The 14,975-nt window shown below is 43.9% G+C and carries 11 protein-coding genes; 6 read left to right on the top strand and 5 right to left on the bottom strand.

Annotated features, from left to right (window positions below; genetic code table 11):
• Positions 1-78: 78 nt before the first annotated feature.
• A complete protein-coding gene (gene asnS / locus AB4503_RS19895) occupies positions 79-1,479 on the bottom strand; it encodes an asparagine--tRNA ligase (RefSeq protein ID WP_372115626.1) in 1,401 nt (466 codons plus the stop codon).
• A gap of 557 nt (positions 1,480-2,036) precedes the next feature.
• On the opposite strand from asnS, the gene AB4503_RS19890 reads away from it, so the two are divergent.
• On the top strand, positions 2,037-3,527 hold the full coding sequence (locus tag AB4503_RS19890) for a SulP family inorganic anion transporter (RefSeq protein WP_372115625.1): 1,491 nt from the start codon (positions 2,037-2,039) through the stop codon (positions 3,525-3,527).
• A 106-nt stretch (positions 3,528-3,633) separates the two neighbouring features.
• Here AB4503_RS19890 and AB4503_RS19885 read toward each other — a convergent pair.
• The 3 genes from AB4503_RS19885 to AB4503_RS19875 all read right to left on the bottom strand — a co-directional run bounded on the left by AB4503_RS19885 (position 3,634) and on the right by AB4503_RS19875 (position 7,353).
• A protein-coding gene (locus tag AB4503_RS19885; protein ID WP_372115624.1) for an IS3 family transposase occupies positions 3,634-4,871 on the bottom strand; the annotation gives its coding sequence in 2 pieces (ribosomal slippage) (positions 3,634-4,499 and positions 4,499-4,871; 1,239 coding nt in all).
• A gap of 109 nt (positions 4,872-4,980) precedes the next feature.
• Positions 4,981-6,615 (bottom strand): methyl-accepting chemotaxis protein, encoded by a 1,635-nt coding sequence (locus tag AB4503_RS19880; RefSeq protein ID WP_029222142.1) that lies wholly within the window; start codon positions 6,613-6,615, stop codon positions 4,981-4,983.
• A gap of 312 nt (positions 6,616-6,927) precedes the next feature.
• Positions 6,928-7,353, bottom strand: coding sequence for an ester cyclase (locus AB4503_RS19875; protein ID WP_372115623.1), 426 nt, complete (start codon positions 7,351-7,353; stop codon positions 6,928-6,930).
• A gap of 114 nt (positions 7,354-7,467) precedes the next feature.
• On the opposite strand from AB4503_RS19875, the gene AB4503_RS19870 reads away from it, so the two are divergent.
• The gene (locus AB4503_RS19870) at positions 7,468-8,361 is read left to right on the top strand and encodes a LysR family transcriptional regulator (RefSeq protein ID WP_017086468.1); all 894 of its coding nucleotides are present in this window, start codon (positions 7,468-7,470) and stop codon (positions 8,359-8,361) included.
• A 108-nt stretch (positions 8,362-8,469) separates the two neighbouring features.
• Here AB4503_RS19870 and AB4503_RS19865 read toward each other — a convergent pair whose 3' ends face one another.
• The gene (locus AB4503_RS19865) at positions 8,470-10,794 is read right to left on the bottom strand and encodes an FdhF/YdeP family oxidoreductase (RefSeq protein WP_372115622.1); all 2,325 of its coding nucleotides are present in this window, start codon (positions 10,792-10,794) and stop codon (positions 8,470-8,472) included.
• A gap of 600 nt (positions 10,795-11,394) precedes the next feature.
• Here AB4503_RS19865 and AB4503_RS19860 point away from each other — a divergent pair.
• The 4 genes from AB4503_RS19860 to AB4503_RS19845 all read left to right on the top strand — a co-directional run bounded on the left by AB4503_RS19860 (position 11,395) and on the right by AB4503_RS19845 (position 14,868).
• The gene (locus AB4503_RS19860) at positions 11,395-12,279 is read left to right on the top strand and encodes a LysR family transcriptional regulator (protein WP_004734714.1); all 885 of its coding nucleotides are present in this window, start codon (positions 11,395-11,397) and stop codon (positions 12,277-12,279) included.
• A 71-nt stretch (positions 12,280-12,350) separates the two neighbouring features.
• On the top strand, positions 12,351-13,181 hold the full coding sequence (gene fdhD, locus AB4503_RS19855; RefSeq protein WP_017091017.1) for a formate dehydrogenase accessory sulfurtransferase FdhD: 831 nt from the start codon (positions 12,351-12,353) through the stop codon (positions 13,179-13,181).
• 265 nt (positions 13,182-13,446) lie between these two features.
• Complete coding sequence (locus AB4503_RS19850; RefSeq protein ID WP_133146581.1) at positions 13,447-13,644, top strand: hypothetical protein; 198 nt, start codon at positions 13,447-13,449, stop codon at positions 13,642-13,644.
• 81 nt (positions 13,645-13,725) lie between these two features.
• Positions 13,726-14,868, top strand: coding sequence for an amino acid permease (locus AB4503_RS19845; RefSeq protein WP_372115634.1), 1,143 nt, complete (start codon positions 13,726-13,728; stop codon positions 14,866-14,868).
• Positions 14,869-14,975 lie beyond the last annotated feature (107 nt).

Raw genomic sequence — 14,975 nt, 5'->3', positions numbered from 1 at the left:
ATTCCGAACATAAAAAAACCTCCGCAAGTGCGGAGGTTTTTGTTTGTTCTTAACTTTTAATATCGAATAGGTTTCGAATTAGAAGTTTGCAGAGCGTGGTGTACGTGGGAATGGAATCACGTCACGAACGTTACCCATACCTGTTACGTAAGATACTAGACGCTCGAAACCAAGACCGAAACCAGCGTGTGGCACTGTACCGTATTTACGTAGGTCGCGGTACCAGCTCATGTGCTCAGGGTCGATACCCATAGCAATCATACGCTCGTCTAGAATGTCTAGACGCTCTTCACGTTGTGCACCACCGATGATTTCACCGATGCCTGGTGCAAGTACGTCCATTGCTGCAACTGTTTTGCCGTCGTCGTTTAAGCGCATGTAGAAAGCTTTGATGTCTTTCGGGTAGTTCTTAACAATAACAGGTGCTTTGAAGTGCTCTTCAGCTAGGTAACGCTCATGCTCAGAAGACATGTCGATGCCCCACTCAACGTCAAACTCAAATTTCTTACCAGAGTCTAGTAGGATTTGGATTGCGTCAGTGTAGTCAACTTGTGCGAAGTCAGCGTCAACGAATTGCTCTAGACGAGTAATTACTTGCTTGTCGATGCGAGAAGCGAAGAATTCAAGGTCGTCGCGGCGCTCTTCAAGAACAGCAGCGAAAACGTACTTAAGCATGTCTTCAGCCAGTTTCGCTACATCGTTAAGGTCTGCAAACGCAACTTCAGGCTCAACCATCCAGAACTCAGCTAGGTGGCGGCTTGTGTTTGAGTTTTCAGCACGGAACGTAGGACCGAACGTGTAAACCTTGCTTAGTGCACAAGCATAAGCTTCAGCATTAAGTTGGCCAGATACTGTTAGGAACGTCTCTTTACCGAAAAAATCTTCGTTGAAGTCTACGTCGCCTTTTTCAGTGCGTGGTAGGTTTTCCATGTCTAGCGTAGAAACACGGAACATTTCACCAGCGCCTTCTGCATCAGATGCAGTAATAAGCGGAGCAGAAGTCCAGAAGAAACCTTGCTCGTGGTAGAAACGGTGAATCGCTTGAGATAGACAGTTACGTACACGTGCTACTGCGCCAATCACGTTTGTACGTGGACGTAGGTGAGCAACTTCACGAAGGTACTCGATAGAGTGACGCGTCTTAGCCATTGGGTAAGTGTCAGCGTCTTCAACCCAGCCTACAACTTTAACGTCAGTTGCTGCTAGTTCGAAGTCTTGACCTTTCGCAGGAGACTCAACAATCTTACCCGTTACTTCAACAGAGCAGCCAGTTGTTAGCTTTAATACTTCGTTTTCGTAATTATTAAGATTATTAGGAACCACGGCCTGAATCGGGTCGAAACAAGAGCCGTCATAAATGGCAAGGAAAGAGATTCCAGCTTTGGAATCACGACGTGAACGGATCCAGCCGCGAACAGTTACTTCACTGTCTACCGCTAGCTTGCCGCCAAGTACGTCTGTTACAGGCGCGTAAGTCATGTTGATTTCATTCTCCATTGAGGGACAAATTCAACTCAAAGTCTCTGGCATTGCTGCAAATAAATATACATTTGCACAATAATTAGCCGAAACATTAAGTTGTATAAACTTTTTAAATCGATTGAACATATTACCTGTCATACCGACAGCTTCAACCTTTATTCTTGCTTGGAGAAAGAAATATTGTGTCTACTGACGATAAATAGGTTTGAGGGTGTGTTTTTTGTTCGATCTTAGCGTCAGCCTTACCTTTCACCCTATGTGAGCTGCTGAACGAGCATGGCGTAATCGAAACCTTTGTTTTCAATAATGGGAGTGTGATTGTGTTGAGACTCACTCTATATTGGCGCGGATTCAGTCATTTTGGACTTGATCACCTTCTTAATTTCCCACTAAAGTACAAGAGGAGTTTAATATCTACGTGTTAATTACGCCGCCTTAACCCCTGCATTCTCTCTACACCCGCACTTTTCGAGCGCTCGCTCATTCAAGAAAAACAGTCGATCAAATTATGTCTCAACAAGGCAGGACTGGCTGTACAAGTAAAAGAGAATTACATGCTTAATTATTTAAAAAAACACTGGTTATCAAACGTTAAAGGAGATTCATTATCTGGGATTGTGGTTGCACTCGCATTGATCCCTGAAGCCATCGCATTTTCAATTATTGCAGGCGTTGACCCTAAAGTAGGGCTCTATGCCTCGTTCTGTATTTGTGTCGTCACTGCTTTGGTTGGCAGTCGTCCGGGAATGATTTCCGGTGCAACAGGCGCTATGGCGCTACTAATGGTCACTTTAGTGAGAGAGCACGGACTAGAATATCTACTCGCCGCTTCATTTCTAGCTGGCGTCATTCAGATCGCAGCTGGTTATCTCAAGCTTGGTAACCTGATGAATTTCGTTTCCAAATCGGTGATTACTGGATTTGTTAACGCGCTCGCCATTCTAATTTTCATGGCCCAACTTCCTGAATTAATCAACGTCCCTTCAAGCGTTTACGTGTTAGTCGCTTTGGGTTTGGCGATCATTTATCTGCTTCCTTATTTCCCCAAGTTTGGTCGCGCAATACCTTCTCCACTGGTCGCGATTGTTACCCTGACAATCATTAGTTTGCTCTTCGGCTTAGATGTGAGAACGATTGGCGATATGGGCAAGCTTCCCGATTCACTGCCTGTGTTCTTGATTCCTAATATTCCATTCACGTTTGAGACGCTTGCAACCATCCTGCCATATTCGATTGCTCTGTCTCTGGTTGGCTTGTTGGAATCCTTGATGACAGCGACCATAGTCGATGACCTGACTGATACTGAAAGCAATAAAAACAATGAGTGTAAAGGGCAGGGCGTTGCGAACATCGTGGCTTCCCTTTTTGGTGGAATGGCGGGCTGCGCAATGATCGGTCAGTCGATCATTAACATCAAATCAGGTGGCTTAACCCGATTGTCCAGCATGATCGCTGGGGTGGTTTTGTTGCTAATGGTGGTGTTTGTTTCTGATTGGTTGAAGCTGATACCGATGGCCGCTTTAGTGTCTGTGATGATCATGGTTTCTATCGGCACATTCTCATGGCATTCCATTGTTGAGCTTAAAGATCACACACTGCCAACCAATGTAACCATGCTAGCAACCGTGGCGTTGGTGGTGTTTACTCATAATTTAGCAATAGGTGTTGCGGTTGGCGTGGTGCTGTCGGCTCTGTTTTATGCACATGCCAGCAAATCCATGGTGTTTATATCCGATGAAGTCGTGACAAACGAAATGCACACCATTCACCGAGTAAAAGGCCATGTCTTCTTTGCTTCGTCAGATGCGTTTGTCGACTTATTTGATTATGACAACGCGACCTCTTTAGTGACCATCGATATATCGGATGCGTCATTCTTAGATAATACCTCGGTCGAGGCGCTTGATAAGGTTGTGTTCAAGTTCCGTAAAAAAGGGGCTTACGTTGAAGTGTCAGGAATGGATAGCGTGAGTGCGAACCTGATAGTCAAACACGCGATGTATCACAAGCATAAAGACTTAACCGCGGTTTCCATTACGCACTAATCTTGGTTTAAGGTACTTTTAAAGCCTGAAAGCCTGAAAGCCTGAAAGCCTGAAACTCGGAACTAGACATTGTGTCTCGTCCTAAAATACGTTGACAGTATTTCTACTAAGCCAACAGCATCAGCTGTTGGCTTTTTTCATGCACCTCATTTGGAGTTTTCATCCTGAGACTAAGGTGCGGCCTCATATTGTTATAGGTACTTATAGACTCTTTTACTAGTTGTTTAAGCTCTCCGAGGTTTTTACACTTATTAAGTAAGAACTCTTGTTTCAGTATTCCATTTACTCTCTCTGCTAATGCATTTTGATAGCAGTCATAACCGTCTGTCATCGAGGGGCTTATGCCGCTACTTTTCAACTTATCTTGATAAACACCGGAGCAATACTGGAGACCACGATCAGAGTGATGGATACACGAACGATGATATTGACGCCCCTTAATAGCCATATCTAGCGCTTTCACAACATCCGTCGCCTTCATTTCGTTGCTCAGCTCGTAGCCCATAATTTTCCGACTAAACGCATCAGTTACCAATGAGAGATAGTGAATGCCTTCATCTGATTGGATATAGGTAATATCACTTACTAACACACCCTCTGGAGTGCATGGTTTGTAGTTCTTTAATAAGTTCGGATGTTTTTTCATCCAATGCTTACTGTTTGTCGTTTTCGTAAAACTACGTTTAGGTCTTACCAATAACCGTTCATCACGTAAGTAGTTGAAAAGAGCATCCCGACCTAACTTGATACCTTGTTCTTGCAACTTTGGCTTAAGTAAAAAGTAGAGCTTTCTAGTGCCAACCCGAGGCATATAACGTCTAATATCCAACACCATTTGTTTGATGGGTTTAAGTTCCAACTGGCGATGAACAGCTCGCTTTTCTCGTTGATAAACGCTTTGTCTCGTTATCCCGCATAGCTTACATACTCGAACTAAACTTATTCCTTCTTGTTCTTGAAGGCTTCTTGCTCCTTGGTGAGATACTTTTTTCTGAGGCTAGTTCCGTGTTCAGCATCAAGAATATCAACCACTCTATTTAAAAAGAGATTCTTGATTTTTTCGTCTTCCAGCTCTTTCTCAAGACGCTTTATTTTCTGTGCTGGTGACTCTTTAGGCTTAGTTGATTGGTGCATGGTATTCATCCTTGGAGTTTGCGCCCAATTCATCTTACCGTGCTTTCGAAGCCAAGTTAAAACAGTTGAACGGCCTTGGATACCATAAATGGTTTGGGCTTGTTTATATGTCATATTGCCTCTTTCTACAGCGGCGACGACCTGTAATTTAAAGCCTAGTGTGTAATCACGCTGAGTGCGCTTAACGTAGGTATTATTTGAAGTAGCCATAATTCGTCCTCAATGTGTAAACACATTTCAGGACGGGACATTGTTATGAAGATAAAGCGCTCATCTTTGAGCGCTTTTTTGTTGATGTCGGTAGGGGAGTTCTAGCGACCTATGACTGACCTTTATCGTTGGTCTTTGAGTTCGATAAGGTGAATTGGTTGATAAGAGATTCAAGGTGATCAGACAGCTCTTCTAAATCATTACTGATTCCACGAGTCTCAGCTGCAGACTGCGATGTGTTGTCGGCGTGAGAAGTGATGGTTTCAACCTTTTGTTGAACATCTTCGGTCGCGTGTGTAGTGGATTGCGTCTGTTGTTGAATATTTTTCGCATGAGCCAGCACTTGTTTCATCTCTTCAACGACACCATTCATTTCAACGGACAGTGCGTCGATATCTGTTGAGCTTTGATGTGCTTGTTCGCAAACGCGATCGGCAGAAGTCAGCGACTCTTCACTGCCTTGCTGGAACTGATGAATGATAGACTCAATACTGCCAGTTGCCTCTGCCGTTCGTGATGCAAGATTTCGAACTTCATCTGCCACTACCGCAAAGCCCCGACCTTGTTCTCCCGCACGAGCCGCTTCAATCGCCGCATTTAAGGCTAGAAGATTGGTTTGGTCGGCAATGCCACGAATCACACTCAATATTGAAGAAACCTCTCCGGTTTGCTCATTAAGTGTCAGTATCTTGTGTTTCACTTCTTCTATGCTACTGACTAGGTTCTTTATCTCACTGCTTGCATCATGTGCTTGGTTCGCACTTTTACAGGCCACATCAGCGGTATGATTGATGAGTTCTGACGCGGTTAAAGTGGCTTGTTCTACATTGACTTGCTGCGCCTGTATTCCTTCGATATTGTTTTGTACTTCAGCGGTTTCGTTTTGTTGATCGCTGGCGGCTTGCTCGGTAATTTGTGCAACACTGGTCAGTTGGTTGGCAGACGCATTCAGTTTGTGCGAGGTGTCTTGTACCCTCTCTAAGCTGTCGGAAACGGTGCCCATGAACGAGTTGATGGAGTTAGCAAGCGTGCCAATTTCATCCTTGCTTTGCTCTGGCAGCCGAGTGGATAGGTTTTTATCACTGCTGACTTGGGTCATAAAGCGAGAGGTTTGTTGCAGCGGGCGAACGATTATCTTACGAATCAATCCCATAGTAAGAACGAATCCGGCAAAGGAGATCACTGCCATGATACCGATCGCTGTCATCGTTTGAGTATTGATCAGCGAGTTGACATGGCTAAGGTTATATTCAAGTCGAATTGCACCTAATACTTCCCCTTCTGGCGCCATATGACATGCCACACAATTGGTGCCGCGATAGTTCTCGCTCGACTTCATTGGCAGAGCAATAACCAAGCCTTTTCCCCAATCGGCAGAAAAGGGTTCGATAACGGTTTCACCCGCTAGCGCTCGTTTATCAATATCATCCACAGGTGTTTGGTTGTCATTGCCAGGCCCGTATAACTTACTCACCGCATCAGCACGCAATACGCGAACATTTTCAATGCCTTCTTGAGCTAACGCTTTCTGACGAAGGGTCTCTTTTTGTGCCATGGTGCCAGTGAGCATCATCATATTGAGGCTATCGAAATAGTTGCTCGCTTTATCGTGAAGCTGCTCACTTAACACTGAGTTTACAAGCTGCTTTTGCTGCGAATATTGAAAGTAGGTCGATATTGCTAATAGAAAAGTGAACACAATGGCGAGGGCCACTAGGATTTTAAAGGTGATTGTTGAGCGCATAAGGTGTTTGTTTTTATTAATTATAATGACGCGCATACTTTACGTGTAAGAGACCCTACCACCTATGAGGTATAACCGATTGTGTGACCACACTCCGGTTGTGGTTATGTTTCTGTGATGTAGCGAGTTTGTGATGATGTTCTTTGGGCGAATGAAAGGGAGTTTATCGTTAAATTTGAAGAGCATGAAAAGCCTAATAAACGTACATGACTTAAACAAAAATCACTTTCTAAAAGGCACCTAATAGATGCCTTCTTCTTCGTATTATTCAATCTGGCTTAACTGCTGAGTCAGTATCATTCCAGTGAGCTTTTACCTAGTTAGGTTTAAGCCCAGTTGAAGTGCCATGCTTAGCTCATTGCGTTCAACAATCTCCTCGACAACTTTGCCTTCATCATTGAATCGGAAGTAAGTAAGGCTAGTCCAAGTAACGTTTTTGCCATTCAGTTGGTAGCCTTTCCACTCATCAGCACCTTTAGCTCTGTGAGTGAGCGCAACAACAACTTGATGGCCGTCTTCTACGATTTTTTGAAACGTCGTTTCCAGTGATTCATATCGGTCAGTAACGTGAACTTTTAACATGGCTTCGAACTCAGAGAGGCCATTAATTATCTTATTGCAATCAGGTCGATGGATCATTGTATCTTCAGCGAAATATTCGTCAATACGGTGAGTTTGTTTACCGTCTACACAATGCTTAAAGTAGTCTTTTACAACCTGAACTTGTTTGCTTGTCATAGTTTCTATCCTTATGTTTGTTGAGTGCCAACAATCTAATGGAACGTTACTGTCTTGAGTAGAGCCCATTTTGTGGATAATCTGTCGACAATATGTAAACAGTGGGGTGAGGTCATGAACGTATTAACGTCTATTAAGTCATTTATTGTGACTGTTGAGGAGGGCAGCTTTACAGGTGCGGCTAAGAAGATCGGAGTGTCGAAGTCTTTGGTTAGTCGCCATGTAAGAGAGCTTGAGGCTTACCTAAATACTCGCTTATTGAATCGTTCTACCAAGTCACTGTCCTTAACTGAGGTTGGTCGTCGCTATTTTAATGAGGCTCATGGATTGGTCGACGGCATTGAAGATTTAAATGATTCTTTGAGGTTTGATAGTTCAGAAATGGTTGGCTCTTTGAGTGTTATGGCGCCTAAAGGTCTCACTGAGATTATGTTGATGCCCTTCATTTTGACATTTTCAAACAAATACCCAGATGTGGCGTTAAATCTCATGCTTTCAGATGGTGTTCAAGATCTCGCGACGGTTGGTTATGACATTGCGATTCGTTCTGGTGATTTAGTTTCGAAAGACTTAGGAATGATCGCGCGCACTATCTTTGTAAATCAGAACTTGGTATGTGCTTCACCTAAATACCTAGAAAATAATACAGAGATTACAACGCCAATTGATTTAGCTAATCACACCATAATTGAAGATCCAAACCTTAAGAATGATGGTGTGTGGAGGTTTGAGCTTAGTGGGCATTTTCATGATGTAAATCTGAAGCCAACCCTCACGGTAAACAGCGTGCAAGCAGTGAAGGTCGCTGTTCGTTTAGACTATGGTATTGCAATGCTACCAAAGCAATTGGCCGAAGAAGATATAGAGTCTGGCGCAATTGTGGAAATTCTGCCGCAGTATGCGCTTAAAGAAAGAACGGTTTACGCACTTTACCGCGAGCGAGTGAATACGCCGCGCAAAGTGAAGGTGTTTATTGATGAACTATGTGAGCACTTCTCTTGCTGTTGAATATACTGGCCAAGCGTCATTATTAAAATCCACCTGTTAAAACAAGTGGATTTTTACTTTTACTTTTACTTTTACGTTTACTTTTGATTGCCGATTGCCGATTGCCAGTTAGCTGACGGTTGAAAGGGGAATGGCGTCAGAGATTGATTTCTCTAATCTGATGGCAATAAATTTAGAGGTAGGGGTAAAGGTTCGCTCACCATAGCTGTCTAGAGGAACCAAAGGGTTGGTTTCAGGATAGTAAGCCGCCGCCTGACCCTGTGGAACGTCATAAGCTACCAGGGTAAACCCTTTCACTTTTCTCGTTACACCATCTTCCCAAAGCGACACCATATCGACCTTGTCACCGGGTTTAAAACCGAGCTTCAATATATCGGCTTCATTGATAAACAAAACTTCGCGCATACCAAAGACACCGCGGTAACGATCATTCAAGCCATATAACGTGGTGTTGTATTGGTCATGGGAACGCATGGTTTGCAAGATCAGATCGGGTTTATTACCACCTTGCAACACCGCTTCATTAATCAGCTGTTTTGGTAGTTCATTGGAGCCAAATTGCGCTTTGCCGCTGAGGGTGTTCCATTGACGATTTGCGGCAGGATTGACTAAATGAAATCCACCCGGATTTTCCAGTTTCTGATTGAAGTCAGTAAAGCCCGGAATCGTATCTGCAATGAGGTCTCGAATATGCCCATAATCTTGAATGACCCAATTCCAATCGATTGGATGGCTGCCCAGTGTGGCATTGGCAATACCCGCGACAATGGCTGGTTCAGAACGTAAATGCTCTGATCGAGGTTCGAGCTGTCCGTAAGAGATGTGAACCATGCTGAAGGTATCTTCAACGGTGATGCCTTGTGGCCCATTTATTTGTGTATCGATTTCCGTGCGTCCCAAACATGGCAAAATCAAGGCATCTTGACCAGTAACAAGGTGAGAGCGATTGAGTTTGGTTGAGATATGAACGGTAAGGTCACAATTTTTCATCGCCAGATGTGTGCGAGGAGTATCGGGTGTAGCTTGCGCAAAATTACCACCTAAACCAATAAAGACTTTCGAGCGTTTTTCCTCCATAGCTTTAATCGCTTGTATGGTGTTGTGTCCTACATCTCGTGGGACATTCAAGTTAAAGCGGCGTTCTAAGCTATCTAGAAATTGGTTTGAGGGTTTTTCATCGATACCCATCGTACGATCGCCTTGGACATTACTATGCCCCCTAACCGGTGATAGCCCAGCACCTGGCTTACCGACGTTACCGCGCAACAATTGCACATTGGCTACTTCTTTGATGGTTTGTACTGAATGACGATGTTGTGTTAGCCCCATAGCCCAACACATGATCACCTTTTCTGAACGGCGGTACATGTCTGCGACTATTTCTATTTCGCTTAAAGCTAACCCCGATTGTTCAGCGATATGCTCCCATGTTGTCGCATCAACTTCTGCTAAGTATTCATCAATACCTGTGGTGTGTTCGCTGATGAATTTACGATCAAATATGGCTTTTCCTTCGGTTGCGAGCGCATCACGTTCCCATTGCAGCAAATATTTAGCCATCCCACGAAATACCGCCATATCGCCACCTAATGCTGGTCTTAAATACGCGGTATTGGTTGGTTTTGAACCATTGCTTAACATTTCAACTGGAACTTGAGGATTTTGGAAACGTTCAAGTCCACGTTCTTTCAATGGATTGAAACAGATCACCTGAGCGCCGCGTTTTACCGCTTCACGCAATGGTTCAAGCATGCGGGGGTGATTAGTACCTGGGTTTTGCCCGAGCACAAAGATCGCGTCTGCTTGTTCAAAGTCGTCAAAAATCACGGTTCCTTTGCCCACACCTACCGTATCTTTCATGCCAATTGCACTGGCTTCGTGGCACATGTTTGAACAGTCAGGGAAGTTATTTGTTCCAAACGCACGGACGAAGAGTTGGTACAAAAACGCCGCTTCATTACTGGCTCGACCCGAAGTGTAAAATTCGGCTTGATGCGGTGAGTCGAGTTGCTTCAAATGCTTGGCTACGAGCGAAAAGGCTTCGTCCCACTCGATAGGAATATAGTGGTCGGATGCAGCGTCGTACTTCATCGGATGGGTTATTCGGCCTTGGTATTCCAGCCAGTAGTCTGTTTGTGATGACAAGGATGTTACGCTGTGTTCGGCGAAAAACTCAGGATCCACAAATCGATTTGTGGCTTCCCAGTTCACGGCTTTTGCACCGTTCTCACAGAAGTTCACTTTACTGCTGTGTGGGGATTCACCCCATGCGCATCCCGGACAATCAAAACCATCGTTTTGATTCGTTTTAAGCATTGTTCGAATGTTTTTGATGGCGTTTTCGCTGCCCCACCAACTCTTAGTGACGGCTTTTAACGCCCCCCAACCACCAGCAGGACCTTTATATTTTTTTATCTGTTCTTTTTGGCTCACAACTGCACTCCTCACTCGTGGGAACGGCAGTAAACAAGGGAACCGGTAAAAACAGGCGCGTTATAAAAATAAGGCGGGAGTAAAACGGTTTTGATTATTTGGTATCGATACCTGTTTACTGCTTTGAATATTTAGAAATAGACTGGCTAATTGTTTGCCATGATCTAAATCAAAGGTTATGCCGTTAAGGGGCGGTGCGTCCAATTGATATTGCCGACTAAGTGATAAATAGAATCTATCATGCGGAGTAAATATGGAAAGTGTTGCTTGTGTCACAGTGATAAACAGACCTGTCACTGTGATAAATAAAATTTATTAGCCAGTGCGATGTGAGCTCTATTTTACGATAGATTTGTTGCTCAGCCTTGATATGGCTGAGTCTTCCATGATAGTTGCTGTCTATCACGCTATAGATAATTTAGATTTGACCTATATTTAAATTAGGCATACTTTGATTTAAATCAAAAATACCGTTGTTATTTTAGCCGTTGCTTTACAGATTGAGCCATTTCCCGTGATAGGTATTTTCAATCACAGAGAACCGTTAATGTACGACGAACGCGAAGAAGACGCTTCATTTCAAGGTTTTACTAATCATTCATGGATATTAAACAACTTAAGTATTTAATCGCTTTAGATCAAACGAAACACTTTGGTCAGGCTGCGACACTTTGTCATATTACTCAGCCTACGTTGTCGATGAGGATAAGGCGTTTAGAGGAAGAGTTAGACCTCGAGTTGATTTCAAGAAGTCAACGTTTTGAAGGGTTTACCGAAGCGGGTGAACGTATATTGGCTTGGGCAAAGACCGTCTTAGCGGCTCATGACGGTTTACAAGCCGAAGCGGCTAACTGCCGTGGTCAACTGGTCGGCTCGCTAAGAGTTGGCATGGTGCCTTTAGCCAGTCAAAACCCGATGCAGTTGATTAAACCTTTAGCAGAAAAATTCCCTGAACTTCGATTTCAAATTTTGTCGATGACATCTGAGCAGATCATAGACCAGCTCAATCGTAACCAACTTGATTTAGGCATGTGTTACACCGACCAGATCAATACGGCTTATTTTGACGTTATAGAAATGAACTCGACGGATTTAGGCATTCTGTATGATAGCCGATTCTTTGATTTTGCTGAGTCGGAAGTCTTATGGGAATCACTCAATAGCATTCCTTTGGGGCTTTTGTCTAAAGGTATGCATTATCGTCATTCGATTGATTTGAGTTTCGGTAGTAAAGGCCTAGTTCCGCAGACTTTGATTGAAAGTAACTCTACGTTTCACCTGATCCAAGCTGTCACCAGTGGCCTGTGCTGTGCTGTTATGCCGCTTAACTCAGGATTGGAAGAGCTCAACGAACAACTGCGTATCGTACCGATAGAAAAAGCCGTGGTGCATTCGCCTCTCGGTCTACTTAAGCGTAAACAAGAACCTTATTCGGCACTCACTGATCAGTGCTTTGCTGAAGCAAAACACTTGTTTAACCAGTGATATTTATTTAATCAGTAACGTTTTCAGTCTGAGTCGATATCGTCAAGCTGACCGTCTTACCGGGTGATTTTATGAGATGTATAACTCAATCCTATATTGAACTGCCTGATTTTAATCAAGCGCCTCCACAGCCCAATGCTATGAGCTATCGAGAGCTTACGGGCTATAGCATGGTGGTGGATGCACCTCTGGCAAACGAATCTGCATTGGCGATCAGTTATAATGGGATCAGTCAGGCGGTTATGATGGTGACGCCCGGCCACATGGAAGACTTTGTGCGCGGTTTTAGTTTAAGCACCGGCATCATAAAAAGATTCAGTGAAATTCGTGATATTGAGATTGGTGGTAATGGTGAATCTCATTTCGCGCAAGTAGAAATTAACAATCGCGCTTTTTGGGACATGAAAACTCAGCGGCGTAACTTGGCTGGAACCACAGGCTGTGGTTTGTGCGGTGTTGAGGCGCTTGAACAAGCACTTCCGGATTTGGTTCCATTGCCATCGTCATTACCACCCAGTCCACTGGTTTTTCAGGGGTTGAGAGGGCGAATTGCTGAACATCAAAAAGCAGCCAAAATATCCGGTGCTTTACATGCCGCTTTGTTTGCGAATTCGAAAGGTGAAATTTCACTTTGTCGTGAAGACATTGGCCGCCATAACGCACTGGATAAACTAATAGGGGCGATGGCTGTGAACGAGATCAACCCTAAGTCAGGGTTCGTGATTATGACGAGCCGTTGCAGTTTAGAGCTTATCCATAAAGCCGTGCGTGCCGAAATCGCAACCTTGGTTTGTTTGTCGGCTCCGACCTCATTGACGGTCGAATGGGCAAGACGTAATCGCTTAAATCTGATTCACTTACCCAACAGCAGTCCACCTCGTCTATATAGCCCTGCGCCTTAATGTCATGTTTTCGTTTGGATAAGAAGAGAGACCATTGTGTCTCTCTTTGGTTTTTATTATAAATGATTATTGTTTTACGCGGTTTGGTGGTTAATTTGTATCCAAATGGCTATTTTGTTCAATTTAATAGCAAAAAATGTGGTTATAGCGTTGTGTTTCAAAGCTCATTCGATAAGATGAAAACACCTCTAACGACAGAGGTAGGGCAGCAACGGATACGCTACTTCAAATACTATGGAATGTGACTTAATTATTGGACACATACATGAAATTCAAGATTACATCACCGATTATTGAACCTACGGAAGGTTCACCACATCAGTTAACGCAAACTCACGCTTCTCGTTTTACCTCTTTTAAGACAAGCTCCCCTTTGAACACCTTGTTCGACCACGCCTCTGCACGCTTCTTTACCGTTTATCGCTCCTATTGTTATTCGTTTTATAACTCTATTTCTATCTGAACTCCTTTGTCATCCGCTCGATGTACGAAGACTCATATCTATAAAAACTAAACAAATAAGTTAAAAACAATGAATATTAAAATGATGGGTAGCTCCCTAATTATCGCTGGTACCGCTCTCGGTGCTGGTATGCTTGCGATCCCAATGGTATTAGCTCAATTCGGATTGCTTTACGGCACACTGCTGATGGTACTGATCTGCTTCGGTACGACTTACGCAGCATTATTACTTCTAGAAGCGACCATCAAAGCGGGTGGTGGTCTAGGACTAAACTCAATTGCCCGAAAAACCTTGGGTAAACAAGGTCAGTTACTGACTAACGGCCTACTTTACGCGTTATTGATTTGCCTATTGATGGCCTACATTCTAGGCGCAGGTGATTTGCTGAGTAAGTTACTGTCTAACTTTGGCGTTGAACTCACCGCGACCACGAGCCAAGTCGTGTTTACGTTACTTGCGGGTGCAGTTGTCGCGAGTGGCACAGGAGTGATTGATAAGCTCAACCGCGCATTGTTCTTTGTGATGCTAGCAAGCTTGTTTGCAACCATGGTGTTCTTAGCGCCGAGCATGACTCAAGTAAACTTGATGCAGGTAACCAGCCATGACCACGTTGATCTAATCAAAACCAGTGCCATCCTGTTTACGAGCTTTGGCTTTATGGTTGTGATTCCAACCTTGGTTTCTTACAACCACGAAGCGACAGACAAACAGCTGCGTAACATGGTGATCGTCGGTTCTCTGATCCCATTAGTGTGTTACTTATGTTGGTTGTTTGCGGTAGTGGGCAACTTGAGCGAAGAGCAATTCAGAAGCTTCAAGAACGTATCAGATTTGATGGCGGCGTTTGAGGCTCAGTCTCCTTGGGTGGGTAACGTTCTGTCTACCTTCACTGGCTTGGCGTTGCTGACCTCTTTCTTTGGTGTGGCGATGTCTTTATTCAACCAGAACAAGGACATGTTCAACCAAAACACCACAGTAACGTACTGCATTAGCTTTATCTTGCCGTTGGCGGGTTCATTGCTTGCAGCTGACAAGTTCCTACAAGTGTTGAACTACGCAGGTATCATCTTAGTGTTCCTAGCTGTGTTTGTTCCTCTGGTTATGGTTCACAAGCAGCGCTTCATGAAAGTAGCGGAAGACAGATACAGCGCTGAAGGTGGCCGACCAATGATGTTGTTCTCATTGCTATTTGGTTGCTTCTTGCTTATCTCACAAGTGATCTAGTTCTTTGGTCCATTATCTAAGATGCGAATCGAGCATCTTAGATATAAGTGGCCGGAATTCAGATACAAAAAAGGAACGCATCGGCGTTAATGCCGTTCACTTAAGAG

Origin of the sequence: Vibrio sp. 10N.222.55.B11, from assembly GCF_041473705.1 — a bacterium.
Lineage (GTDB): Bacteria > Pseudomonadota > Gammaproteobacteria > Enterobacterales > Vibrionaceae > Vibrio > Vibrio crassostreae_C.
Note: the sequence above shows the minus strand (reverse complement) of the source record. Positions and strands in the feature narration are given on the sequence as shown.